Source organism: Pantoea anthophila (assembly GCF_006494375.1).
Taxonomy (GTDB): Bacteria; Pseudomonadota; Gammaproteobacteria; order Enterobacterales; family Enterobacteriaceae; genus Pantoea; species Pantoea anthophila.
Genome location: NZ_VHIZ01000052.1, coordinates 253,874 through 278,393, shown reverse-complemented (window position 1 = coordinate 278,393; position 24,520 = coordinate 253,874). Strand labels below are relative to the sequence as shown.

At 55.6% G+C, this 24,520-nt stretch carries 20 protein-coding genes and 1 other RNA gene; 7 read left to right on the top strand and 14 right to left on the bottom strand.

Features of this window, described 5'->3' with window-relative positions; all coding sequences use genetic code 11:
* The first annotated feature begins 67 nt into the window (after positions 1 to 67).
* From zapA to FJW00_RS16605, 3 genes are all read left to right on the top strand, one after another.
* A complete protein-coding gene (gene zapA, locus FJW00_RS16615) occupies positions 68 to 397 on the top strand; it encodes a cell division protein ZapA (RefSeq protein WP_009087102.1) in 330 nt (109 codons plus the stop codon).
* Positions 398 to 436: 39 nt separating this feature from the next.
* A non-coding RNA gene (gene ssrS, locus FJW00_RS16610) (6S RNA) lies at positions 437 to 620 on the top strand.
* A 77-nt stretch (positions 621 to 697) separates the two neighbouring features.
* Positions 698 to 1,306 (top strand): 5-formyltetrahydrofolate cyclo-ligase, encoded by a 609-nt coding sequence (locus FJW00_RS16605; protein ID WP_140924980.1) that lies wholly within the window; start codon positions 698 to 700, stop codon positions 1,304 to 1,306.
* Between the two features lie 110 nt (positions 1,307 to 1,416).
* Here the strand turns inward: FJW00_RS16605 and serA are convergent, their stop codons facing one another.
* Complete coding sequence (serA, locus tag FJW00_RS16600) at positions 1,417 to 2,655, bottom strand: phosphoglycerate dehydrogenase (protein WP_009087106.1); 1,239 nt, start codon at positions 2,653 to 2,655, stop codon at positions 1,417 to 1,419.
* Between the two features lie 279 nt (positions 2,656 to 2,934).
* Positions 2,935 to 3,594 (bottom strand): ribose-5-phosphate isomerase RpiA, encoded by a 660-nt coding sequence (rpiA, locus tag FJW00_RS16595; RefSeq protein ID WP_046102502.1) that lies wholly within the window; start codon positions 3,592 to 3,594, stop codon positions 2,935 to 2,937.
* 182 nt (positions 3,595 to 3,776) lie between these two features.
* On the opposite strand from rpiA, the gene FJW00_RS16590 reads away from it, so the two are divergent.
* The gene (locus FJW00_RS16590) at positions 3,777 to 4,682 is read left to right on the top strand and encodes a LysR family transcriptional regulator ArgP (protein ID WP_009087111.1); all 906 of its coding nucleotides are present in this window, start codon (positions 3,777 to 3,779) and stop codon (positions 4,680 to 4,682) included.
* 265 nt (positions 4,683 to 4,947) lie between these two features.
* On the opposite strand, the gene FJW00_RS16585 is transcribed toward FJW00_RS16590, so the two are convergent.
* The 7 genes from FJW00_RS16585 to tkt form a co-directional block, all read right to left on the bottom strand.
* Complete coding sequence (locus FJW00_RS16585) at positions 4,948 to 5,670, bottom strand: oxidative stress defense protein (RefSeq protein WP_009087113.1); 723 nt, start codon at positions 5,668 to 5,670, stop codon at positions 4,948 to 4,950.
* A 144-nt stretch (positions 5,671 to 5,814) separates the two neighbouring features.
* Positions 5,815 to 6,438, bottom strand: a complete 624-nt coding sequence (argO, locus tag FJW00_RS16580; RefSeq protein ID WP_058958469.1) for an arginine exporter ArgO — start codon at positions 6,436 to 6,438, stop codon at positions 5,815 to 5,817.
* Positions 6,439 to 6,562: 124 nt separating this feature from the next.
* The gene (gene mscS, locus FJW00_RS16575) at positions 6,563 to 7,459 is read right to left on the bottom strand and encodes a small-conductance mechanosensitive channel MscS (RefSeq protein WP_046102504.1); all 897 of its coding nucleotides are present in this window, start codon (positions 7,457 to 7,459) and stop codon (positions 6,563 to 6,565) included.
* A 191-nt stretch (positions 7,460 to 7,650) separates the two neighbouring features.
* On the bottom strand, positions 7,651 to 8,730 hold the full coding sequence (gene fbaA / locus FJW00_RS16570) for a class II fructose-bisphosphate aldolase (protein WP_009087119.1): 1,080 nt from the start codon (positions 8,728 to 8,730) through the stop codon (positions 7,651 to 7,653).
* 105 nt (positions 8,731 to 8,835) lie between these two features.
* Positions 8,836 to 9,999 (bottom strand): phosphoglycerate kinase, encoded by a 1,164-nt coding sequence (gene pgk / locus FJW00_RS16565; RefSeq protein ID WP_009087121.1) that lies wholly within the window; start codon positions 9,997 to 9,999, stop codon positions 8,836 to 8,838.
* A 51-nt stretch (positions 10,000 to 10,050) separates the two neighbouring features.
* Entirely contained in the window at positions 10,051 to 11,070 is a 1,020-nt protein-coding gene (epd, locus tag FJW00_RS16560) for an erythrose-4-phosphate dehydrogenase (RefSeq protein WP_009087123.1), read from the bottom strand.
* A gap of 316 nt (positions 11,071 to 11,386) precedes the next feature.
* On the bottom strand, positions 11,387 to 13,381 hold the full coding sequence (gene tkt / locus FJW00_RS16555) for a transketolase (RefSeq protein ID WP_009087124.1): 1,995 nt from the start codon (positions 13,379 to 13,381) through the stop codon (positions 11,387 to 11,389).
* A gap of 271 nt (positions 13,382 to 13,652) precedes the next feature.
* Between tkt and loiP the strand changes: the two genes are divergently transcribed.
* Positions 13,653 to 14,408: a metalloprotease LoiP gene (gene loiP / locus FJW00_RS16550; RefSeq protein WP_046102507.1), complete on the top strand. Its 756-nt coding sequence runs from the start codon at positions 13,653 to 13,655 to the stop codon at positions 14,406 to 14,408.
* A 62-nt stretch (positions 14,409 to 14,470) separates the two neighbouring features.
* On the opposite strand, the gene FJW00_RS16545 is transcribed toward loiP, so the two are convergent.
* The 3 genes from FJW00_RS16545 to speA form a co-directional block, all read right to left on the bottom strand.
* On the bottom strand, positions 14,471 to 14,881 hold the full coding sequence (locus FJW00_RS16545; RefSeq protein WP_009087128.1) for a YidB family protein: 411 nt from the start codon (positions 14,879 to 14,881) through the stop codon (positions 14,471 to 14,473).
* A gap of 192 nt (positions 14,882 to 15,073) precedes the next feature.
* Positions 15,074 to 15,994: an agmatinase gene (gene speB / locus FJW00_RS16540; RefSeq protein WP_009087129.1), complete on the bottom strand. Its 921-nt coding sequence runs from the start codon at positions 15,992 to 15,994 to the stop codon at positions 15,074 to 15,076.
* A gap of 168 nt (positions 15,995 to 16,162) precedes the next feature.
* Positions 16,163 to 18,139, bottom strand: a complete 1,977-nt coding sequence (gene speA / locus FJW00_RS16535) for a biosynthetic arginine decarboxylase (protein WP_009087130.1) — start codon at positions 18,137 to 18,139, stop codon at positions 16,163 to 16,165.
* A gap of 843 nt (positions 18,140 to 18,982) precedes the next feature.
* Between speA and metK the strand changes: the two genes are divergently transcribed.
* Complete coding sequence (gene metK / locus FJW00_RS16530) at positions 18,983 to 20,134, top strand: methionine adenosyltransferase (RefSeq protein ID WP_009087131.1); 1,152 nt, start codon at positions 18,983 to 18,985, stop codon at positions 20,132 to 20,134.
* Between the two features lie 520 nt (positions 20,135 to 20,654).
* Positions 20,655 to 22,052, top strand: coding sequence for a sugar porter family MFS transporter (locus FJW00_RS16525; RefSeq protein ID WP_009087132.1), 1,398 nt, complete (start codon positions 20,655 to 20,657; stop codon positions 22,050 to 22,052).
* A gap of 69 nt (positions 22,053 to 22,121) precedes the next feature.
* Here FJW00_RS16525 and FJW00_RS16520 read toward each other — a convergent pair whose 3' ends face one another.
* Together FJW00_RS16520 and FJW00_RS16515 are read right to left on the bottom strand one after the other, a co-directional pair.
* On the bottom strand, positions 22,122 to 23,390 hold the full coding sequence (locus tag FJW00_RS16520; RefSeq protein ID WP_181405390.1) for an O-antigen ligase family protein: 1,269 nt from the start codon (positions 23,388 to 23,390) through the stop codon (positions 22,122 to 22,124).
* Positions 23,380 to 24,486 (bottom strand): glycosyltransferase, encoded by a 1,107-nt coding sequence (locus tag FJW00_RS16515; protein WP_181405389.1) that lies wholly within the window; start codon positions 24,484 to 24,486, stop codon positions 23,380 to 23,382. Before FJW00_RS16515 ends, FJW00_RS16520 begins: the two co-directional genes overlap by 11 nt.
* Between the last annotated feature and the right edge of the window lie 34 nt (positions 24,487 to 24,520).

The following is a 24,520-nucleotide window of genomic DNA, read 5'->3' as shown; positions in this document are numbered from 1 at the left end:
TTGCCCGCCTCCCAAGCCATTGACTGCTAAGGGAGTTGCGAGCGAAGTAATCAGTCAGGAAGGTGGCATGTCTGCACAACCGGTAGATTTACAAATTTTTGGTCGTTCGTTAAGAGTGAATTGTCCGCCAGAGCAGCAAGATGCGCTCAATAGTGCGGCTGACGATCTCAATCAGCGGTTGCAAGATTTAAAAGTTCGCACTAGAGTCACAAATACAGAGCAACTGGTGTTCATCGCCGCGTTAAACGTCTGCCATGAACTGGCGCAAGAGAAAGTGAAAACGCGCGATTATGCTGCTAATATGGAACAGCGTATCCGTATGCTGCAGCAGACGATTGAGCAGGCGTTAGTTGAGCAGGGTCGCATAACCGACCGCCAGGATGCGAAGTTCGAATAAAACTTCATGGTTGCTGTGCTACAGTAACGGTGAGGTAAATTTTCTCTGAGATGTTTGCAAGTGGGCCAGTCCCCTGAGCCGATATTTCGAAAAAACAGAATGTGACGCTCTGTTACCTGTGTGCATGCTCGGTCCGTCCGAGAAGCCTGATGGTTACGACGGCATGTTCACCTTGAACCAAGGGTTCAAGGGTTACAGCCTACGGCGGCATCTCGGAGATCTCCCTTTCAGCACTCCTGCTTTTTTCCCCCGACCGACATGTTATAGTCGCTGAACAGCGACTTATCCGGCGGGGAAATCATGTCTGAACCTTCCATCTCTGCACCTTCCATGTTACAGCGTCAGGAAATTCGCCAGCAGGTGCGTCATCTGCGCCGGGCGCTGACGGACGAGCAGCAGGCCCAGGCGGCCGAACAGCTTGCGGAGCTGGCCCTGAACTACGCCCCGCTCACTGCCGCACAAAATATTGCCCTGTTTCTGTCGGTGGATGGAGAGCTCAACACCCGTCCGCTGATTGCCCGGTTGTGGCATCTGAAAAAAACGGTCTGTCTGCCGGTTTTGCACCCCTTCTCTCCCGGTAATTTACTGTTTCTGCGCTATTCGCCCGACACCCCCTTGCAGACCAATAAACTGCGTATTCCCGAACCGCCGCTGGATATCCGGCAGTTGATCACCCTGGATCAGCTGGATCTGATGATGGTGCCGCTGGTGGCGTTTGACCACGCCGGTCAGCGTCTGGGGATGGGCGGAGGCTTCTACGATCGCACGCTGCAGAACTGGCGGCAGCACGGCTTTTTGCCCGTGGGTCTGGCCCACGATTGTCAGCAGGTTGACAGCCTGCCGGTGGCAGAATGGGATGTGCCTTTGCCGGCCGTAATGACGCCGTCAAAGCTGTGGCAGTGGGAGTAGAGGAAGTAGTGTTACGGAATTTTCAGATGACTCAATCCCCTGTCCGGGCGCATCTGGCTGCAATGAAACCTGAAGAGACGCGACTCAGCGCCTCTCCAGGCGGGTAGCGCTTAGTAAAGTAAACGCGCGCGGATAGTGCCCGGAATAGCCTTCATCAGCTGCAGAGCTTTCTCCGCCACTTCCGGCTCAGCATCGATATCGATGACCACATAGCCCATAAATGGCGACGTCTGCAGATACTGAGCGGCGATGTTAATGCCCTGCTCGGCGAAAATCTGGTTGATCGCCGTCAGCACGCCCGGACGGTTCTCGTGGATGTGCAGCAGACGGCTGGCGCTGATGCCGTGGATCGGCAGTGAGACTTCCGGGAAGTTGACCGCCGACAGGGTGGAACCGTTGTCGGAGTATTTCGCCAGCTTGCCCGCAACTTCAATACCGATGTTCTCCTGCGCTTCTTCTGTCGATCCGCCAATGTGCGGCGTCAGGATCACGTTGTCGAACTCACTCAGCGGAGAGATAAAGGGATCGCTGTTGGTGGCTGGCTCGACCGGGAAGACGTCGATGGCCGCGCCTCCCACATGCTTGCTGGCCAGTGCCTCGCACAGCGCCGGGATATCCACAACCGTGCCACGAGAGGCGTTAATCAGCAGCGCGCCAGGCTTCATCTGCGCCAGCTGCTCCGCCCCGATCATATCCTGTGTCGACACGGTTTCCGGTACGTGCAGGCTCACAACGTCGCTCATGTTGAGCAGTTCCGCCAGATGGCGAACCTGAGTGGCATTACCCAGCGGCAGCTTGTTTTCAATGTCATAGAAGAAAACGTGCATGCCCAGGCTCTCTGCCAGCACGCCCAGCTGCATCCCGATATGGCCGTAACCGATGATGCCGAGTTTTTTCCCACGCGCTTCGAATGAGCCTTTGGCATTCTTGTTCCAGATACCACGGTGCGCTTTGGCATTCGCTTCCGGGATGCCACGCAGCATCAGCAGCATTTCACCAATCACCAGTTCAGCGACCGAGCGGGTATTGGAGAATGGCGCATTGAAGACCGGAATCCCGCGGCTGGCGGCGGCCTGCAGGTCAACCTGGTTGGTTCCGATACAGAAACAGCCGACAGCGACCAGCTTTTCAGCTGCCGCAAAAATCTCTTCAGTGAGCTGGGAGCGGGAACGGATACCAATGAAGTGCGCATCACGGATGGAGGCTTTTAATGCGTCAGCGTCCAGCGCGCCCTTGTGAAATTCGATGTTGGTGTAGCCTGCAGCCCGCAGGTTGTCCAGCGCGCTCTGATGCACACCCTCCACCAGCAGGAACTTAATCTTATCTTTATCCAGTGATACCTTTGCCATTTCCCGATCCTATTCAGCATTCAATGAGGAGTACCATAAGCCAGCCTTCTGTCAAAATATCAAAAAAATCGCGTCGGGCAATACAAACGATTGCCCGGGAGCCAGCACGGCAACGGCTGGCAGCACCACAATGCCAGACAAAATCACGGGGTCAGGGTTGAAGAGAGAATGAAACCGTTGCGGATAACGGTTATGTGACATAAGTCACCAAATTTCACCCGGGCGAGAAAAGATGATTTGCAGGCAGAAATAAGCGGCGCCGTATCGACGCCGGACAGATCATTTTTTGATGGTTTTCACGCCATCCGGACCGCCTATCAGCGCAATATCGGCGCCGCGTGCGGCAAACAGGCCCACGGTGACCACGCCAGGCAAAGCGTTGATGCTCTTTTCCAGCGCAATCGGATCGAGAATAGTCAGATTATGCACGTCGAGAATGATGTTGCCGTTATCGGTGATGACATTCTGGCGATACTCCGGCAGGCCGCCCATTTTAACCAGCTCACGCGCAACGTAACTGCGCGCCATCGGGATCACCTCGATCGGCAGCGGGAAGCGGCCCAGCACATCGACCTCTTTAGAGGCGTCGGCGATACAGATAAAGGTCTGCGCCACCGCGGCTACGATCTTTTCACGCGTCAGCGCCGCGCCACCGCCTTTGATCATCTGCATCTGCGGGTTGATCTCATCCGCACCATCGACGTAAACCGACAGCAGATCGATCTCGTTCAGGTCAAACACCGGAATGCCCAGGCTTTTCAGTTTCAGGGTCGAGGCATCCGAGCTGGAGACGGCACCTTCGATCTGATGCCTGACTGTGGCAAGCGCATCGATAAAGTGGGCAGCGGTGGATCCGGTGCCTACGCCAACAACCGTCCCCGGCTGCACGTACTCAAGTGCAGCCCAGCCAACGGCTTTTTTCAGTTCATCCTGGGTCATGGTATGTTTAAAACCTGTGCGACAACGAAGTGCGCGTAGTATAAAACAAGGCTGGCTGAAAATGCTCGGCTGACCGACGCGGATTTAACGCTTTGGAAGCCAGCCCACAAAAAACAGGTGAGCCATCACAGGCGGCACTTTTGTGGCATAGTGACGTCCACCCTGAAGGAGAGAGAAGAATAATGAAACGCCCGGATTATCGAACGCTTCAGGCGCTGGATTCAGTGATCCGCGAACGCGGATTTGAGCGAGCCGCACAGAAACTCTGCATCACCCAGTCGGCGGTGTCTCAGCGTATTAAGCAGCTGGAGAACCTGTTTGGTCAGCCGCTGCTGGTGCGCACCGTGCCGCCGCGTCCGACCGAACAGGGCCAGAAACTGCTCGCATTACTGCATCAGGTCGAGCTGCTGGAAGAGGAGTGGCTGGGTGATGAGAACAGTGGAACCACGCCGCTGCTGCTGTCGCTGGCGGTCAACGCCGACAGTCTGGCGACATGGCTGCTGCCCGCCCTGAAAGATGTGCTGGCCGACTCGCCCGTGCGCCTGAATCTGCAGGTGGAAGATGAAACCCGCACCCAGGAGCGTCTGCGTCGCGGTGAGGTGGTGGGCGCGGTCAGTATTCAGCCGCAGCCGCTGCCCAGCTGTCTGGTGGACCAGCTCGGCGCGCTCGACTATCTGTTTGTGGCGTCGCGCGACTTTGCCGATCGCTTCTTCCCCAACGGGGTGACCCGCTCTGCCCTGCTGAAGGCGCCTGCGGTCGCGTTCGACCACCTTGATGATATGCATCAGGCCTTCCTGCAGCAGAATTTCGACCTCTCACCCGGGAGCGTGCCCTGCCACATCGTCAACTCATCGGAAGCCTTTGTGCAGATGGCACGACAGGGGTCGACCTGCTGTATGATTCCGCATCTGCAGATTGAGCGCGAGCTGGCAAGCGGGGAGTTAATCGATTTGACGCCTGGCCTGTATCAGCGCCGGATGCTCTACTGGCATCGTTTTGCGCCGGAGAGCCGTCTGATGCGTCGGGTCACCGATGCGCTGATAGCGCATGGACATCGGGTGCTGCGTCAGGACGACGTTGCCGCCTGAAAACAAAAACGGGGCGAAAGCCCCGTTTTTGTTGCTGACATATCGGGATAAAGAAGACTCTTACAACAACAGAAAAGTTAAACGCGCAGGGAGCAGGGTCAGAAGAGGAAAGCGTCCCGCGCCAGGGATGGTGCGGGCCGAGCGGCCAGGGATTGGCCTTAGCGACTTTCCGATCTGACCCTGTTTCCTGTGCAGGCACCGTCTCACAGCGAACCGGGCCAGGTTTTGTCAACAATTTCAAACGGGACATCAGCCCCGTTTTGCATTATGGCGCGTTAGGCTTGAGTTCAAACACCACATCGACCTGATCGTCAAAGTTAATGCTCTGCTGATCGTAGGTTTCCTGGGCTGAGGTATCGGCTGCTGCCGCCGCTTTATACATGCGGTTCATCGGCATCGGCTGATAGTTAGCGACCTGATAGCGGATGCTGTAGATCGGCCCCAGCTTCGCGTTAAAGCCTTCAGCCAGCTGTGAGGCCTGCTGAGTGGCATTTTTAATCGCCGCTTTACGTGCCTGCTCTTTGTAGCTCTCCGGGTTTGCCACGCCTAACTCGACGCTGCGCACCTCGTTCAGGCCCGATTTCAGTGCGCCATCCAGCAGATCGTTCAGCTTGTCCAGCTGACGCAGAGTGACCTGAACCTGACGCACCGCGCGATAGCCTTTCAGGACAGATTTGCCCTCTTTGGTGTAATCGTACTCTGGCTGGGTACTCAGGTTAGCCGCATCAATATCTTTCTTCTCAATGCCGTTTTTCTGCAGAAAATCGAAATATTGTGCAACCCGGCTGTCCGCCTGCTTTTTCGCATCGGCGGCATCTTTGGATGAGACATTCACCACGATAGAGAGCGTAGCGATATCGGGACGGGCATCGACTGTTGCCTTGCCTGAGGTCACCACGTGCGGCCCATTTGGTAACTCATCAGCGTGTACGCCAGGCAGTGCTCCGGCGCTCATGATTGCGGCCAGAGCCAATGCTTTCAGTTTCATGAAAGTCCTCCTTGAAAAGGTCACTATGACGGCTTCTAACCGGCGAAGCCCAGCAGCGCATCGGTATGCGCCATGCTTTGAGTGGTCATTATGGCAAAAGTTCGCCAGCGGTGCGGCAATAACCGCAGGCTGTTCGCGTTCTGTTCAGAAAGCGGCGATACCCTGGCGCGCCAGTTGCAGGGCAATAAACCACATCACTGCGCCGACCAGCAGGTTAATGATGCGCTGTGCCGTCGCAGTGCGCAGACGCGGTGAGAGCCACGCGGCCAGCAGGGCCAGGCCGAAAAACCACAGGACAGAGGCGCTGATGGTTCCCAGCGCGAACCACTGACGCGCCGCGGTGGTCGGCAACTGACCGCCAAGGCTGCCCAGCACCACAAAGGTATCAAGATAGACGTGCGGGTTGAGCCAGGTCACCGCCAGCAGCGTCGCCACGATGCGTCCCCTGCTCTGCCTGCGCGACGTCCCCTCTGCCAGATCGACATCGCCGCGAAAGGCGTGACGCAGCGCGCCCCAGCCGTACCAGAGCAGAAATGCCACGCCCGCCCAGGTGATTGCCCCCAGCAGCAGCGGAGAGTGACTCAGGAGTGCACTTCCGCCGAAAATACCGCCGCAAATCAGCAGAATATCGCTCAGCGAGCAGAGCGCCGCTGTCATCAGGTGGTACTGCCGCTTTACCCCCTGATTCATGACAAAGGCGTTCTGCGGACCCAGCGGCAGAATCAGTGCGGCACCCAGGGCAAGCCCCTGAAAGTAGAGAGATATCACAGAATTATGTCCTCACATCGTCAGATGTGAAGCAGTATAAGAGGGGGCGATGATTAGCGGAAATTGAAAGAATTAATCTGCGATTAGCAAAATGAATGGGCGACCGGGGTCGCCCATAAAACGATTACTCCGGCTGGGCCTGTGGCGCGATTGTCTCTGGCGCGGCGGTCTCCGGCTTTTTAACACGGTGCAGATGCACATCCATCTGTGGATAAGGAATGCCAATCCCTTTTCCATCCAGCGCACGCTTAAAGTTCTTCAGCAGATCCCAGTAAACATCCTGCAGGTCTCCGCTGTTGCTCCAGCAGCGCACCACAAAGTTCATTGAGGAGGCCGCCAGCTCATTCAGACCCACCTGCACGCCTTTCTCCTGCAGAACACGGCTATCAGCATCAACCACTTCGCGCAGCAGCGTCAGCACCTGATCAACATCCGCATCGTAAGAGACGCCAATGATAAATTCATTGCGGCGTATCGGCTCGCGCGAGAAGTTAACGATATTACCGGTGATGATTTTACCGTTAGGCACCACCACCAGCTTGCCGTCAGCCGATTTGAGGGTCGTGGAGAAGATCTGTACGTTCATGACCGTCCCCATGATGCCGCCCAGATCGACAAACTCACCGGCCCGGAAGTGGCGGAAAATCACCAGCAGCACACCCGCCGCGAGGTTTGACAGGGAATCTTTTAATGCCAGGCCTACAGCCAGACCGGCTGCACCCAGAATAGCAATGACCGAGGTGGTCTGGACGCCGATACGCCCCAGTGCGGCGATAAGCGTGAACGCGATAATGCCATAGCGTACCAGCGCAGACAGGAAGTCAGCGACCGTGGTATCAATGTGACGCGCGCGCAGCAGACGATTGACCGCATTGGCGATGATGCGCGCAATCATCAGCCCTACCACGATAATCGCAATCGCGGCGACGATGTTTACCGCATAGCTAATCAGGAGTTCCTGATTTCGTATAATCCAGTTTCCCGCGTTGTTGATTTCATCGATCATGCCCGTATCCTGCATGTAACCATCCTGTAATTAAATCCCAAAGGGAATGAGACCACATTGTCAGAACCGCTCTGACAATCCCTGACAAAAGGGTAAACAATAAATGCCGGTGTGCCAAACCTGCATGACCTCTGACATAAATCTGCTGAAAAAAAGGCAAAAAAAAGGCCCTTTCGGGCCTTTTTTATACGGTAACCACCAGGGTGTTACAGTACGTCGACAGCGTTAAGCTCTTTGAAAGCCTGCTCCAGACGGACCACCATAGACGCCTGGGCAGAACGCAGCCAGACGCGTGGGTCGTAATATTTTTTGTTTGGCTTGTCGTCGCCTTCCGGGTTACCCAACTGCGACTGCAGATAGCCTTCGTTCTTTTTGTAGTACTGCAGAATGCCGTCCCAGGTTGCCCACTGGGTATCGGTATCGATGTTCATCTTGATCACGCCGTAGCTGATAGACTCTTCGATCTCTGCTGCTGAAGAACCTGAACCGCCGTGGAAAACGAAGTCCAGCGCGTTGTGCGGCAGGCCATGTTTTTCACACACAAACTTCTGCGAATCACGCAGAATGGTCGGGGTCAGTTTCACGTTGCCTGGCTTGTACACGCCGTGAACGTTACCGAATGACGCCGCAATGGTGAAGCGCGGGCTGATCGCATGCAGTTTTTCGTACGCGTAGTTCACATCTTCTGGCTGGGTGTAGAGTGCAGATGCGTCCATGTGGCTGTTATCAACGCCATCTTCTTCACCGCCGGTGCAGCCCAGTTCAATCTCCAGGGTCATGTCGAGTTTCGCCATGCGCGCCAGGTATTTGCTGCTGATTTCGATGTTCTCTTCCAGAGACTCTTCTGACAGGTCAATCATGTGAGAAGAGAACAGCGGTTTACCGTTTTTCTGGTAGTACTCTTCACCTGCGTCCAGCAGACCGTCGATCCACGGCAGCAGTTTCTTGGCACAGTGGTCAGTGTGCAGAATTACCGGCACGCCATACTGCTCAGCCATCAGGTGAACATGGTGTGCACCCGAGATTGCACCGAAAATAGCGGCGCCCTGTGGTTTGTCAGTCTTGAAACCTTTACCCGCGATGAAAGCCGCACCACCGTTAGAGAACTGAATGATGATTGGTGCTTTAACTTTCGCAGCAGCTTCCAGTGCGGCATTGATAGAGTCGGTGCCGACGCAGTTCACGGCTGGCAGTGCGAATTTGTTCTCTTTCGCGACTTTGAAGATCTTCTGTACGTCATCACCAGTGACAACGCCGGGTTTTACGAAATCAAAAATTTTAGACATGATTGTGTCCTGTTTCGTGACCGTTGTTCCCCTTAAGGAACGTCGATTTAAACGCCCAGACGGGCAAGACTTCAGGCGATGCCGCAGGGCATCACCCCCAAAGGTTTACTGCTTCGCACGCTCTTCCAGCATGGCGACGGCAGGCAGTTTCTTGCCTTCCACGAACTCAAGGAACGCGCCGCCACCGGTAGAGATGTAGGAAATTTTGTCTTCGATACCGAACAGGTCGATCGCCGCTAAGGTGTCGCCGCCGCCAGCCACAGAGAACGCCTCACTGTCTGCAATAGCGTTCGCCACGATTTCGGTGCCTTTACGGAAGTTAGGGAACTCGAATACGCCCACCGGGCCGTTCCACAGGATGGTTTTCGCATCCTTCAGGATGGCAGCCATCGCCTGTGCGGTTTCGTCACCGAAGTCCATAATCTCTTCGTTATCCGCCACTTCCGAAACCTTTTTCACGGTCGCTGGTGCAGTTTCGGAGAATTCCGTGCCGACACGTGAGTCAGTCGGAACCGGAATACCGTGCTGATCGCGCAGGCCTTTCGCTGCTTCAACGAAGTCTGGCTCATACAGGGATTTACCGACTTTATTGTCGATAGCCACGAAGGTGTTGGCGATGCCGCCGCCGACAATCACGGTGTCCGCGATTTTGACCAGCGACTGCAGCACATCAAATTTGGTTGAAACTTTAGAACCGCCTACGACAGCGACCAGCGGACGCTCAGGGTTGGTCATCACCTTGCCCAGCGCTTCCAGTTCAGCGGAGAGCAGCGGACCGGCACAGGCAACAGGCGCAAATTTGCCGACGCCGTGAGTAGAGGCCTGCGCGCGGTGTGCAGTACCAAACGCATCCATCACGAAGACGTCGCACAGGGCAGCATATTTTTTAGACAGCGCTTCGTCGTCTTTCTTCTCGCCTTTGTTAAAGCGAACGTTTTCCAGCACCACCAGTTCGCCAGCGCCCACTTCCACGCCGTCGAGGTAATCTTTTGCCAGGGTCACATTGGTGCCGCTCAGCTTCTCTTTCAGGTAGTTCACGACCGGCAGCAGCGAGAACTCTTCGTTGTATTCACCTTCGGTCGGACGACCCAGGTGAGAGGTAACCATTACTTTCGCGCCCTGTTTCAACGCCGCTTCAATGGTGGGCAGAGAAGCACGGATACGTGCATCAGACGTCACTTTACCTTCTTTAACCGGTACGTTGAGATCGGCACGGATCAGCACGCGTTTGCCAGCCAGATCCAGATCGGTCATCTTAATTACAGACATGGTGAACCCTCTCGTTGATTCTCATAAGTTTTGCCAGACGCAAACCGCGTCTTACCTGAAACCGCTTGCGGCCATGGCTAACGTCGTGTCGAGCATTCGGTTAGCAAAGCCCCATTCGTTGTCACACCAGACCAGGGTCTTGATAAGGTGTTGACCGCTGACCCGCGTTTGCGTTCCGTCCACAATGGCGCTGTGCGGATCATGGTTAAAATCTACAGAGACTAACGGTAATTCCGTATAGTCAACTATACCACGAAATGCCCCCTCTGCCGCGCTTTGCAACAGGGTGTTAACCTCGCACGCCTTCACTGCCTGACGAACAGAAACGCTGAGATCAATAGCCGTCACGTTGATCGTCGGGACGCGAACCGCTATCGCCTCAAAGCGATCGTTGAATTTCGGAAAAATGCGGGTGATGCCCGCCGCCAGCCGGGTGTCGACCGGAATGATCGACTGGCTGGCTGCTCGGGTGCGGCGCAGATCGCTGTGATAAGCGTCGATCACCTGCTGATCGTGCATCGCCGAGTGAATCGTGGTGACGGTGCCGGATTCGATGCCAAACGCATCATCCAGCAGTTTAATTACCGGAATAATGCAGTTGGTGGTACAGGAGGCATTGGAGACGATGCGGTCGCTGGCGCTCAGATCCTGCTGATTAACGCCATACACCACGGTCGCGTCGAGATCGTTTCCGCCGGGATGAGAGAACAGCACTTTTTTGGCACCCGCCTGAAGATGCGCTTCGCCATCCGCGCGCGAACCGTAAACGCCGGTGCAGTCCAGTACCACATCAACATCGAGTTCACGCCACGGCAGATCGGCAATCTCTGCACGGTGCAGAATGCGCAGGGTATCGCCCCCCACCCACATCACATCGCGCTCCTGCCGCACATCAAAAGCAAAACGGCCATGGCTGGTGTCATATTTCAGCAGGTGCGCCATCCCGGTGGCTTCCGCCAGCTCGTTGATCGCCACCACCGTAATCTCCGCCCGCCGGCCCGTTTCATATAACGCGCGCAGAACGTTGCGTCCAATCCGGCCAAAACCATTTATTGCTACCCGTACCGTCATTTCTCTCCTGCCACGTCAGACTGAAAAAAACGTGCCGTTAGCCTGAGCGTTTCACTGCATTTTGTACAGGAGATTCTTACCCGGCATTGTCCGAAACCAGGGCAAGTTGCCTGGCGACTGAAACGGTTCAGCTACAATAATGGAAGGAAGGAATAACGGGAATGACTGTGATCAATCTGACTGCTTATATTTAGATCTGCGTCACAAATTGAGGCGAAAACAAGTTATTACTGCAGGAATAAAAGAGCGAGAGGGACGAAAAAGTCGTCCCTCTGCGTTTAGCGCCAGGCGGATTCAGGCCCGCCTGACCGGTTTTTTACGCCAGCAGCGCTTTGGCTTTCGCCACAACGTTGTCGACAGTAAAGCCAAACAGTTCAAACAGCTGATCCGCAGGCGCTGATTCGCCGAAGCTGGTCATGCCGACGATAGCCCCATTCAGACCGGTGTATTTGAACCAGTAATCTGCGATGCCCGCTTCGATAGCCACGCGCGCGCTGACCGCTTTTGGCAGAACGGCTTCGCGATACGCATCGCTCTGCTTGTCGAAGGCATCCGTTGAAGGCATAGAGACGACACGCACCTTACGACCTTCGCTGGTGAGTTTGTCCCACGCACCGACAGCCAGTTCAACTTCTGAACCGGTGGCGATCAGGATCAGCTCAGGCGTGCCGTCGCAATCTTTCAGCACATAGCCGCCGCGCGCCACGTTAGCCAGCTGCTCAGCGTCACGCGCTTGCTGCGCGAGGTTCTGACGGGAGAAGATCAGTGCCGTCGGGCCATCCTGACGTTCAATCGCGTATTTCCACGCCACGGCAGATTCAACCTGGTCACACGGACGCCACAGGCTCATGTTTGGCGTGGTGCGCAGGCTGGCCATCTGTTCAACCGGCTGGTGCGTCGGGCCATCTTCGCCCAGACCGATGGAGTCGTGGGTGTAGACCATGATCTGACGGATCTTCATCAGTGCCGCCATACGCGCAGCGTTACGCGCATACTCAACGAACATCAGGAAGGTGGCCGTGTAAGGCAGGAAGCCGCCGTGCAGCGCCAGGCCATTAGCGATAGCGGTCATACCGAATTCACGCACGCCGTAATGGATGTAGTTACCTGCCGCATCTTCATTGATCGGCTTAGAGCCCGACCAGACAGTCAGGTTGCTCGGCGCCAGGTCAGCTGAACCGCCCAGGTATTCCGGCAGAATTTTACCGAAAGCTTCAATCGCATTCTGTGAGGCTTTACGGCTGGCGATCTTCGCCGGGTTCGCCTGCAGCTGCTCAACAAATTTCTGAGACTCTTCCTGCCAGTTAGCAGGCAGCTCATTGCTGATGCGACGCTTAAACTCAGCGGCCAGTTCCGGGTGAGCCTGCGCGTAAGCCGCGAATTTCTCATCCCAGGCGGACTCTTTCGCCTGACCCGCTTCTTTCGCGTCCCACTCAGCGTAGATCTCTGACGGGATAACGAACGGTGCGTGGTTCCAGCCCAGCTGTTTACGGGTCAGCGCCACTTCGTCATCACCCAGCGGTGCGCCGTGTGAATCATGGGTGCCCGCTTTGTTCGGCGAACCGAAGCCGATGACGGTTTTGCACATCAGCAGTGATGGCTTGTCGCTGACGCTTTTCGCTTCGTCGATCGCTTTAGCAATCGCATCCGCATCGTGGCCATCAACGCCACGCACAACGTGCCAGCCGTAAGCTTCAAAGCGCTTAGCGGTGTCATCGGTGAACCAGCCATCAATGTGACCGTCGATAGAGATACCGTTGTCATCATAGAAGGCCACCAGTTTGCCCAGCTTCAGCGTACCCGCCAGTGAGCAGACTTCGTGCGAGATGCCTTCCATCATGCAGCCATCACCCATGAAGACATAGGTATTGTGGTCTACGATGTCATGACCCGGACGGTTGAACTGCGCGGCCAGGGTGCGCTCAGCGATAGCAAAACCGACCGCATTAGCGATGCCCTGCCCCAGCGGACCGGTGGTGGTTTCAACGCCGGCGGTGTAGCCATATTCCGGGTGACCTGGAGTTTTTGAGTGCAGCTGGCGGAAGTTTTCCAGTTCGCTCATCGGCAGATCGTAGCCGGTGAGGTGCAGCAGGCTATAGATCAGCATGGAGCCGTGACCATTGGAAAGCACGAAACGGTCGCGGTCAGCCCACTGCGGGTTGGTCGGGTTGTGGTTCAGGTAACCGCGCCAGAGTACTTCAGCGATGTCCGCCATACCCATTGGGGCACCCGGATGTCCCGATTTCGCTTTCTGTACTGCATCCATACTTAACGCACGAATGGCGTTGGCAAGCTCTTTACGAGAGGGCATTTTCTACTCCAGGTCGGATTAATGCTTCGCGCCTTAACTTATTGTTATTAATGAGTTACCGGGCAAAACAAGGAAAAAGTTGCCCATCAATGTACATGAAAATCGGGGCAAAAGTACATGCTGTAAAACGCTAAATGTCACCGCTTCGTATGGCTTTTCCGGCCAACTCTGCTAGCAAAGTGCAGACTGGCAGGCTATAACCAAAACGTTTATTCACCTGGCACGGTTTCAGGTGTTTGTTTTTCTTACCTTGTTATGAATGGGATAGAGCATGAAAATCCAGAAAACGGTATTAGCGCTTGGACTGGCGACGCTGCTGAGCGGCTGTCAGGGGCTGGACAATAACGCGCTGATGCAGTCAGGCGCTCAGGCCTATCAGGCTTACACGCTGAGCGACGATCAGGTTAAGCAGCTGAGCGATAAGTCCTGTGAGCAGATGGACAAAGAGAATCAGATCGCGCCGGCTGACAGCGAATATCAGCAGCGTCTGAACAAGATTGCCGCCGCGCTGGGCGACAACATCAATGGCGTCCCGGCTAACTACAAGGTTTACCAGACGAAAGATGTCAACGCCTGGGCGATGGCAAACGGCTGTATCCGTGTCTACAGCGGACTGATGGATATGATGACCGACAATGAAGTCGAAGGGGTACTGGGCCATGAGATGGGTCACGTTGCGCTGGGCCACACCCGTAAAGCGATGCAGCTGGCGTATGCCACCACTGCGGCCCGCACGGCTGCCGCGTCGGTTGGCGGAGTGATCGGTTCGCTGTCGCAGTCGCAGCTGGGCGAGCTGGGTGAGAAACTGGTCAACGCGCAGTTCTCCCAGTCGCAGGAGTCACAGGCGGATGACTACTCCTATGACCTGATGAAGAAGCGCAACATTAACCCCATGGGGCTGGTCACCAGCTTTGAGAAACTGGCGAAGCTGGAACAGGGCCGTCAGAGTTCAATGTTTGACTCCCACCCGGCTTCAGAAGCGCGCGCTCAGCATATCCGCGATCGCATTGCTGCCGACGCGAAATAAGAGACAATCAGGCGCATCATCCTTCAGGGCGATGCGCCTGATACCTTTCGGCTCTGGCTGATTCAGCGCTTGAATATCTGATCCACCATTGAGCCTAAATCGAGTTTATTCTCATGCAGTGACGCCTCATCCATGCGCCCCTGCGGTGACATCCTGTCGATCAGCTGCGGCAGAATCACCGCCAGCGTGCCTGCTGCGCCCTTAACGTCGGTTCCCAGCTTATCCGCCAGTGACTGCAGTTCCGCCTGACCAAACGCCGAGTGGATATCGCTGTGCGCGACCGGCTGATTGCTGCCGGTGCCAATCCACGAGCTAAAGACTTCACCCAGCCCGCCCTGCTGAAATTTTTGCAGCAGCACTTCAATGCCGCCCTGCTCCTGTACCCAGTGCCACACCGCCTGCAGCTGGCCGGGCAGATGCCCGTCACTCTGACTGCCCTGCAGTGAGCCCGCCAGTTCATCAAGAAAGCCCATGATTGCCTCCACGTCAAAAATTGATGTCACTAAGTTTAGTTGCTGATGTGCAGTTGCGCCTGAACCGCATGGCCGAAGCCAGCAGCCGGTCAGACAGGGTATTCGTGGGGAAAACGCAGAGGGGGAATGGCGGGAGACGGCAGCAAAGCCTGCCGGATTATCCCGGCAGACTTATCAGAGGGGTGCGGCAAATCAGCCCTTGTTGGCCGCCTGAACATGCAGCATATCCAGCGCCAGCGTCGCCGCGGCCAGCGCGGTTAAATCCGCATGGTCATAGCCCGGTGCCACTTCCACCAGATCCATACCCACGATGTTCATGCCCTGCAGGCCACGGATCAGTTTGGTCGCTTTGTCGGTGGTCAGGCCGCCAATGACCGGCGTGCCGGTGCCAGGTGCATGAGCCGGGTCCAGACAGTCGATGTCGAAGGTGAGATAGACCGGCAGATCGCCGACGGTGCGTTTTACTTCAGCGAGGATATCGTCAACGCTGCGGTCATTGACCTGCGCCGCATCCAGCACGTTGAAGCCCAGGCTCCGGTCAAATTCAGTTCGGATACCGATCTGCACCGAGTGCTGAGGATCGATCAGCCCCTCTTTCGGCGCGGTAAAGAACATGGTGCCGTGGTCAAAGGTCGGGCCGTTGGAGTAGGTGTCGGTGTGGGCATCAAAGTGCACCAGCGCCATCTTGCCGAAATGTTTCGCATGCGCGCGCAGCAGCGGCAGCGTCACGTAGTGGTCGCCGCCAAAGGTCATCATGCGCTTGCCACTGGCCAGCAGTTTTTCGGCGTGCGCCTGTAATTTATCGGAGAGATCCTGTGAGTCACCGAAGGCGTAAACCAGATCGCCGCAGTCGACAACGTTCAGACGCTGACGCAGATCGAAATCCCACGGCCAGCGGCAGCCTTCCCAAGCCAGGTTGGTGGAGATCTGGCGGATGGCGCCCGGCCCCAGGCGGCTGCCCGGACGACCAGAGGTGGCAGCATCAAACGGTACACCGGTAATCACCCACTCTGCGTCGCTGTCATAAGGCTGGAAGTTCAGCGGAAAGCGCATGAAGCCGAAGGCGTTAGAGACCAGGGAGTTGTCGTACTGATTGCCAAGCGTGTTATACATAATTGCTCTCTCTATGCGTAAGTCGGGCCAGGCCCGCAAGCCGTTAAGGTTGAGATAAAAAAAATCCCCTCCGCGTCGTTAGGCCCGACGAGGAAGGGATTGAGTGAGTCAGATTATCGGCATAGTCAGCGGCAACTGCAATATACGATTGCGGGCTGAACGATGCGATTACTCATCTTCTAAATAGGTGTATCCGTAGAGGCCGCTCTCAAACTCTTCCAGGAACTGGGCACGAAGCTCTTCGTCGAGATCGGACGCCTGCACCTGATTGCGGAACAGCGACATCAGCTGGTTAGGATCAAGCTGCACATAACGCAGCATGTCTGCCACGGTGTCACCCTCATCCGACAGCTGCACTTCCACTTCGCCATTTTCGCGTGCGTAGACATCCACCGCCTCGGTGTCACCGAACAGGTTGTGCATGTTGCCCAGAATTTCCTGATAAGCCCCGACCATGAAGAAGCCCAGCATCGGCGGGTTATCCAGGTCATATTCCGGCATCGGCATGGTGGTGGCGATACCGTCGCCATCCACATAGTGATCGATGGTACCGTCAGAGTCACAGGTGATGTCGAGCAGCACAGCGCGGCGTTCCGGCTTCTTATTCAGCCCTTCCAGCGGCAGAACCGGGAAGAGCTGATCGATACCCCATGCATCCGGCATCGACTGGAACAGCGAGAAGTTAACGTAGATCTTATCCGCCATTCGCTCCTGCAGTTCGTCGATGATCGGACGATGCGCACGGTTGCTCGGATCGAGATGCTGCTGAATATAGTGACAGATGCTCAGATAGAGCTGCTCAGCCCATGAACGCTGCTTAAGATCGTAAGTGCCGGAGGAGTAGCCGGTGTGGATATCGAACAGGTCCATCTGACTGTCGTGCAGCCACTCACGCAGCGAACGGCGGGTATCCGGCTCGTGCATCTCCTGCCAGGTTTCCCACATGCTGAGAATCGGGCGCGGCGCATCGGCATCCGGCGTTTCAGGTTCGCTGAACTCGTTGCGCTCCACGCCGATGATGTTAGAAACCAGCACCGTATGGTGTGCGGTCACGGCACGACCGGACTCGGTGATCACCGTCGGGTGCTCCAGGCCGTGCTCATCACAGGCGGCCCCGATGCCCCAGATCACGTTGTTAGCGTACTCATTGAGGCCATAGTTGACCGAACAGTCAGACTGCGAGCGCGTGCCTTCATAATCGACACCCAGACCGCCGCCGACGTCGAAACATTTGATGTTTACGCCCAGCTTCGCCAGTTCGACATAGAAACGCGCCGACTCACGCACACCGGTGGCGATATCGCGGATATTGGACATCTGTGAACCGAGATGGAAATGCAGCAGCTGCAGGCTGTCGATGCGGCCCGCTTCGCGCATAATCTCAACCAGCTTCAGCACCTGCGTCGCTGACAGGCCAAACTTCGACTTTTCGCCGCCGCTCGACTGCCACTTGCCGGAGCCCTGCGACGCCAGGCGAGCACGGATACCCAGACGCGGCACCACATTCAGACGCTCCGCCTCTTCCAGCACCAGCCGCACTTCGGTCATTTTTTCCAGCACCAGATAGACCTTGTGGCCCATCTTCTCGCCAATCAGTGCCAGACGAATATATTCCCGGTCTTTATAACCGTTACAGACGATCACCGTGCGGGTCTGACCCGCATGTGCCAGCACCGCCATCAGCTCCGCTTTCGAGCCAGCCTCCAGGCCCAGCGGTTCACCGCACTGGGTCAGGGATTCAATGACGCGTTTATGCTGGTTGACTTTAATCGGGTAAACCAGGAAGTAGTCACCGGTATAGCCGTAGGATTCACGCGCACGTTTGAACGCGCCGTTAATAGAGCGCAGACGATGTTGCAGAATCTGCGGGAAACAGAACAGCGCGGGCAGACGCTGGCCCTGTGCTTCGCGCTCTTTCACCAGCCGGGCTAAATCGACGCGTACATCCGGGCGATCCGGATCCGGGCAGACACTGATGTGGCCCAGTTCGTTGACGTCGTAATAGTTGTTGCCCCACCAGGCGATGTTGTACGTCCGCAACATTTTGCTCGCGTCCTGATCGTTCATTGCAACCTCCTGCATGGAGCGGAGTGCACCCTGTTCGCCAGCTGACGAACCTTTGATATTCTTCATGTCGTCAGACATCGCGAACCTCAATTTTCCGTTGAAAGATGAAACTGTTAACCGGCTTTATGGCCGCTAATCTGAAACGCAGATACCCCATTAAACGTCATGTCCTGTTCACCTGACGTTGCCGTCAGCGCGCTTCACGCATATGAGTTAAGTGTAAAACACCCTGGCCAGATCCGTTTAAACAGAGAACATTTACCCGATCTTTATTGACCATAGATAACCGGTCTCGTTCCACTGCGGGGACGCAGAGAGGGGACAAAGCCCTGAGAACAGAGGTAAAGATTAGCCAGCGCTCGTGTCGGTAAAATTACCGCATCGCAGATATTGTCGGCTGGAAAGAGAAACAGAGGGGAGGCAGGAGTGCGCCAGTGTTGCGCCAGAGCGCAGAGAACCGGGAGAAGAAAAAGCGTGGTTCATTACTTGTGTCACCTCCGCATATGCCAGGGGCACATGGAGAACAACCAGGGTGAAAGCCAGACCGGTGTCTGACGGGCGCGACGCACACAGTGGCGTCATCCTTGCTGCGGCTAGCGAAGCAGCGGCGTTTTATACCGTTTACGGCGCTAAAAAGCAAAAAGATTATCGGGTAATTCCGTGGAGTGTCAGCAAATTATGCCGATAAAGCTGACAGGTAAAATGCCGAAACAGAAAAAGGGCTGGTAATTGGTTTATCCTCTATCCTAAAATAGCCGTCCAGATGGTTTTCCATCTAAACAGGTTAATATCCAGGCGGTGTTGGCCTGCTGTGCTGACACAACCTCACTGCTCGCGGCTTTGCCTGAAGGGGCGTCAGGTCAGATAACCTCACTGGCGCTATGCAGTCGAATTCAAACCATATTTAAGGTAAAGAACAGAATGGCTAAACACCTTTTTACGTCCGAGTCCGTATCAGAAGGACATCCCGATAAAATCGCCGACCAGATTTCCGATGCCGTGCTGGATGCGATCCTGGAACAGGATCCAAAAGCGCGCGTGGCCTGCGAAACCTACGTTAAAACCGGTATGGTACTGGTTGGTGGTGAAATCACCACCAGCGCCTGGGTCGATATCGAAGAGATCACCCGTAACACCGTTCGCGAAATCGGCTATGTTCATTCCGATATGGGCTTTGATGCCAACTCCTGCGCCGTATTAAGCGCGATTGGCAAACAGTCTCAGGATATCAATCAGGGTGTTGACCGCACCGATCCGCTGGAACAGGGCGCGGGCGACCAGGGCCTGATGTTTGGCTATGCGACCAACGAAACCGACGTTCTGATGCCTGCACCGGTGACCTATGCACACCGTCTGGTTCAGCGTCAGGCAGAAGTGCGTAAAAACGGCGCCCTGCCGTGGCTGCGTCCGGATGCCAAGAGCCAGGTCACTTTCCAGTATGACGATGGCAAAATTGTCGGCATCGATGCGGTCGTGCTGTCAACGCAGCACGCGGAGTCCATCAGCCAGAAAGATCTGCAGGAAGCGGTGATGGAAGAGATCATCAAGCCGGTTCTGCCTGCCGAGTGGCTGAATGCCTCAACCAAATATCACATCAACCCGACCGGCCGCTTTGTGATCGGCGGCCCGATGGGCGATTGCGGTCTGACCGGTCGTAAAATCATCGTCGACACCTACGGCGGCATGGCGCGTCACGGTGGCGGTGCGTTTTCCGGTAAAGATCCATCAAAAGTTGACCGCTCTGCAGCGTATGCAGCGCGTTATGTCGCGAAAAACATCGTCGCAGCCGGTCTGGCTGACCGTTGTGAAATTCAGGTCTCTTATGCGATCGGCGTTGCTGAACCGACTTCCATCATGGTGGAAACCTTTGGCACCGAGAAAATTGCGACCGAACAGCTGACGCTGCTGGTGCGTGAATTCTTCGACCTGCGTCCATATGGTCTGATTCAGATGCTGGATCTGCTGCACCCTATCTACAAAGAGACCGCCGCTTACGGTCACTTTGGTCGCGAACATTTCCCATGGGAAAAAACCGATAAAGCCGCCCTGCTGCGTGAAGCGGCTGGCCTGTAAGTTTTCCGGCTGATCATGAAACCCTGCCACGCCGGCAGGGTTTTTTATTGCCTTTTCAGTGGCTTTGCCTTCGTGCAGCACGGGCAGATTGTTATCTGTTTTGCATTACCGGCCTGCCCCATTCTGACCGGATAAAACGCTTCTGCCCGACCTTCCCGCCGCCCCTCAGCAGGTTTCCTAATCTCAGCTACACTTCATTGCGCTTTTTCTGACAACAAAATGTTAACGATTACAAATTGAAATGCTTTGTTTATCTGACATTTAAGATTTAACGCACGTGGTTATTCTGTTCAAAATGCGTTATTTTCAGCGTCGTCTGATAGCCAATAAATAGAGCATTGTCAGAAACTTAATGAGTGCTATACCTCACTGGTTAATTAATCTTTACGGGTAAAATATGCTGAATTTCAGGGTTTCAGCGTGTGTAAGCGATTACACTGATGTGATCAGACTCACTTTTTTCCCGTAAAAGGTTTTTTAACATTGATAAAAACAATGATGGATAAACCTGGAGGCTAAAATGCCTGGCAATACACACAAAAGCAGAACTTCAAATAAGGCGATGACCTTATTTGTCTGCTTTCTGGCAGCCCTTGCGGGTCTGCTGTTCGGTCTGGATATCGGCGTGATTGCCGGTGCCCTGCCGTTTATCGCAAAGGACTTCAACGTTACCGCTCATCAGCAGGAGTGGATCGTCAGTTCCATGATGTTTGGTGCTGCGGTGGGAGCTATCGGCAGCGGCTGGATGTCCTCCCGCCTGGGCCGTAAAAAGAGCCTGATGGCCGGTGCGATTCTGTTCGTTATCGGTTCTCTCTGGTCGGCGATGGCGCCAAACCCGGAAATGCTGATCAGCGCCCGCGTATTGCTGGGTCTGGCAGTCGGTGTCGCCTCTTATACCGCCCCGCTTTATCTTTCTGAAATCGCTCCAGAAAAAATTCGCGGCAGTATGATTTCGCTCTATCAGCTGATGATCACCATCGGGATTCTGGGTGCTTACCTGTCTGATACCGCCTTCAGCTTTACCGGCAACTGGCGCTGGATGCTGGGCGTCATCACCATCCCTGCCCTGCTGCTGCTGATCGGTGTCTTCTTCCTGCCAAACAGCCCACGCTGGCTGGCGGCGCGTGGCAACTTCCGCGATGCACAACGCGTACTGGACCGTCTGCGCGACACCAGTGAGCAGGCAAAACGTGAGCTGGATGAGATTCGTGAAAGCCTGAAGATCAAGCAGTCTGGCTGGGGTCTGTTCACCAGCAGCAGCCACTTCCGTCGTGCCGTCTACCTCGGCATTCTGTTGCAGGTTATGCAGCAGTTTACCGGTATGAACGTCATCATGTACTACGCACCTAAAATCTTTGAAATTGCCGGCTTCGCCAACACCACGCAGCAGATGTGGGGTACGGTCATCGTCGGTCTGGTCAACGTGCTGGCGACCTTTATTGCCATTGGCCTGGTGGATCGCTGGGGCCGTAAACCGACCCTGATTCTGGGTTTTATGGTGATGGCTGCCGGTATGGGCGTGCTGGGAACGATGCTGCACTTTGGCATTACCTCGCCGGGCGCACAGTACTTCGCGGTAGGCATGCTGCTGATGTTCATCGTTGGCTTCGCGATGTCAGCCGGTCCGCTGATCTGGGTACTCTGTTCTGAAATTCAGCCGCTGAAAGGCCGCGATTTCGGTATCACCGTCTCGACCACCACCAACTGGATCGCCAACATGATCGTGGGTGCGACCTTCCTGACGATGCTGAATACCCTGGGCAACGCCAATACCTTCTGGGTCTACGCGCTGCTTAACCTGTTCTTCATTCTGCTGACGCTGATGCTGATTCCGGAGACCAAAAACGTCTCGCTGGAACACATCGAACGTAACCTGATGGCCGGTAAAAAACTGCGCGACATCGGTGCACGCGACTAACCGTTAAGCACTAAAAAAAGGGCGGGGTTTCTCAGGAAACCCCGCCCTTTTTATTGGTTCAGCCCCTTATCATACCGGGGTGACCCGCACGTCCGGCCGGGGCCGCGGCAGGCAGCAGAGCGCCAGCGCCATGATAAAGATGGTGGCAGTCTGGTTATAGGGCAGCACCGAATCGGTCAGCCCGGTGATAAACAGCGCCAGCATCGGCAGCGCCGCCCCGCGCAGATCGCACTTCTTCAGCCAGCCCGCCAGCATCGTCAGATAGAGCAGCGCCAGCGACAGCGTCCCCAGCCATCCCTGTAACGTCGTCACTTCGAGAAACTCGTTGTGCATGTTGTATTTGACGTTGGTGTAGCCTTCCACATTGAGCGGATAGTGTTTGATGATGAACTGACGCGCCTCCGTGGTGCGCGCATCCGGCGTCGCGAAGCCGCCATGATGCTCAATAAAGTTCATCGCTCCGCCCCAGATCGCGACGCGCGCACCCAGCGAGGTCGAGCTGTTGGAGCCAAAGTTCTCAATATCCTGCACCCCTTCCACCCAGCGGTTACTGGTCATCAGGATCAGCAGCGCCACGACGCCCACCGCCAGCGTGCCGACGCGCCAGTTAGTGAGCAGCGACAACCGGTAACTCTGCACCACAAACAGCAGGCCTGTGGCGATCAGCGCAATCAGGGTCACGCGGGTCGCACACAGGTAGAGCAGCGCGAAGGTGACAGCCAGCACCACCACATCGGCAACCTTCCAGTAGCGATGCGTCTCAAAACGACTCAGCCACAGCCAGGCGCAGTAGATAAACAGAATCATGTAGGAGGACATCGACGCCGCTTCAGTCGTGAGTTTGATGCGGATGTTCGCGGTGTAGAGATGCTCATGAATACCGAAGCCCAGCGTAATCAGCAGTCCGATCAGAATGAGCACTTTCCCGATACGCAGCGTGGTCAGGGAAACCCGATCGCCATAAATAGCCAGGCTGAGGAGAATAAACGCGCCCAGCAATAGCCGCTTCGAGCCCAGCAGGTAGTTGCCGATATTGGTTATGGCATCGGTTGAGGGGGCAGTTTCAATCCCCTTAACGTGAAGGGCCCAGAACAGACGGATCAGGGCAAAGATAACCAGAACAGCGAATAGCGCGAGATAAAAACCCGCTCCCCTGAAGTCGATCCGTCTGCGCACCAGACCATAGAGTATGGAGGCAACGGAGAGATAGGAGACGAAGTAGAATATTTTTTGCGGCAGACCGGTAACAAACATATTCAGTGAGAGTGCCAGGCAGAGCGCAATCACGGAGAAATTAACCAGTAACGTTAATCCATTGCGTTCGGTTTTATTCGTCATGCTTAACCTCAGTAAGGCGATTAAGCACGGTCATCAGGTGCTTCATATAATTTTCCTCATAAAAACCGGTGATGCTCGCTTTAATAACCTGATGGTCAGGGAAACGGAAATCCCCGCTCATGGCGTTGAGAATAGCGGCCAGCGCCATGCTGTCATTGACAGGGTAGAGCTGACCATTGTGACCGTTCTGAATAATTTCCGCCGGACCGCTGATGCAGTCGGATGAGACGCAGTAGACGCCGCGCGACATCGCCTCCAGCAGGATCAGCGGGAACCCCTCAAAGTTGGAGGTCATGAGCAGACAGCTGACCTGTCTGATGTGGTGGAGGACATACTCCCAGGCGTTCTCCTGCCAGCCATGCCAGGTAATGCGATCCGCAATCCCAAGCTGCGCCGCGTAGTGCTGGCACTGCGCCAGATCCTCGCCATCTCCCACCATCTCCAGCGTCCAGGGGACGCTGACCTGCTGCAGGGCATCAAACAGATCTTTCAGCTGTTTCTGTCGCTGGAAGTGGATGCGCCCGATATAGAGAAACTTCAGCCCCTGCGGGCGGCCAATAACCACCTCAGTGCGCTTTACCGGGTTATAGATCACATCAACGTCTGTAACGCGGGCACCCAGATCCACCAGCTGCTGTTTAATCTGCTGGCTGATGGCGAAATGGTGATCGGCCCGCAGCAGATAGTGGGGACGGTAACGTTCACGCGGGGGCAGATGCATCCAGCTCGACAGCATGATTTTACGGCCGGAGAGGCTGATGGCGCGGCGCGTCATCAGGCAGGGAATCGTATTCAGGGTCAGGACATGATCGGGCTGATAGCGGCGAAAAAAGGCGGCCATTCGCAGCGTATGAATCAGATTTTTTATCTTTTTGTTGCGCAGCGTGCAGACGCTCTCGGCTAAAACAGCGTTGGCGGTCCAGGCACGGGAGTGGCTCTCTTCGCCGCTGTTGATAATAAACAGCCCCGCTTCCGTTCCGGCCTCTGCATTCAGCGCGGTAATCAGCTGACCGGTCACATTCTCCATACCGCCGCGACCTGCCATTAAATCGGTCACCAGCACAATGCGCTGCTTCCTGATGTTATTATTTTTCATTGCGTTGTCCGTACACTGTGCCTGTCGCATCTCA

Excerpts from the sequence above, each read along its gene's own strand:
- FJW00_RS16520 (WP_181405390.1), bottom strand. The coding sequence starts at position 23,390 with ATGACGAATAAAACCGAACGCAATGGATTAACGTTACTGGTTAATTTC.
- rpiA (WP_046102502.1), bottom strand. The coding sequence starts at position 3,594 with ATGACCCAGGATGAACTGAAAAAAGCCGTTGGCTGGGCTGCACTTGAG.
- pgk (WP_009087121.1), bottom strand. The coding sequence starts at position 9,999 with ATGTCTGTAATTAAGATGACCGATCTGGATCTGGCTGGCAAACGCGTG.
- fbaA (WP_009087119.1), bottom strand. The coding sequence starts at position 8,730 with ATGTCTAAAATTTTTGATTTCGTAAAACCCGGCGTTGTCACTGGTGAT.
- tkt (WP_009087124.1), bottom strand. The coding sequence starts at position 13,381 with ATGCCCTCTCGTAAAGAGCTTGCCAACGCCATTCGTGCGTTAAGTATG.
- epd (WP_009087123.1), bottom strand. The coding sequence starts at position 11,070 with ATGACGGTACGGGTAGCAATAAATGGTTTTGGCCGGATTGGACGCAAC.
- FJW00_RS16605 (WP_140924980.1), top strand. The coding sequence starts at position 698 with ATGTCTGAACCTTCCATCTCTGCACCTTCCATGTTACAGCGTCAGGAA.
- mscS (WP_046102504.1), bottom strand. The coding sequence starts at position 7,459 with ATGCAGGATACGGGCATGATCGATGAAATCAACAACGCGGGAAACTGG.
- metK (WP_009087131.1), top strand. The coding sequence starts at position 18,983 with ATGGCTAAACACCTTTTTACGTCCGAGTCCGTATCAGAAGGACATCCC.
- speA (WP_009087130.1), bottom strand. The coding sequence starts at position 18,139 with ATGTCTGACGACATGAAGAATATCAAAGGTTCGTCAGCTGGCGAACAG.
- speB (WP_009087129.1), bottom strand. The coding sequence starts at position 15,994 with ATGTATAACACGCTTGGCAATCAGTACGACAACTCCCTGGTCTCTAAC.
- FJW00_RS16585 (WP_009087113.1), bottom strand. The coding sequence starts at position 5,670 with ATGAAACTGAAAGCATTGGCTCTGGCCGCAATCATGAGCGCCGGAGCA.
- serA (WP_009087106.1), bottom strand. The coding sequence starts at position 2,655 with ATGGCAAAGGTATCACTGGATAAAGATAAGATTAAGTTCCTGCTGGTG.
- FJW00_RS16590 (WP_009087111.1), top strand. The coding sequence starts at position 3,777 with ATGAAACGCCCGGATTATCGAACGCTTCAGGCGCTGGATTCAGTGATC.
- zapA (WP_009087102.1), top strand. The coding sequence starts at position 68 with ATGTCTGCACAACCGGTAGATTTACAAATTTTTGGTCGTTCGTTAAGA.
- FJW00_RS16515 (WP_181405389.1), bottom strand. The coding sequence starts at position 24,486 with ATGAAAAATAATAACATCAGGAAGCAGCGCATTGTGCTGGTGACCGAT.
- FJW00_RS16525 (WP_009087132.1), top strand. The coding sequence starts at position 20,655 with ATGCCTGGCAATACACACAAAAGCAGAACTTCAAATAAGGCGATGACC.
- FJW00_RS16545 (WP_009087128.1), bottom strand. The coding sequence starts at position 14,881 with ATGGGCTTTCTTGATGAACTGGCGGGCTCACTGCAGGGCAGTCAGAGT.
- loiP (WP_046102507.1), top strand. The coding sequence starts at position 13,653 with ATGAAAATCCAGAAAACGGTATTAGCGCTTGGACTGGCGACGCTGCTG.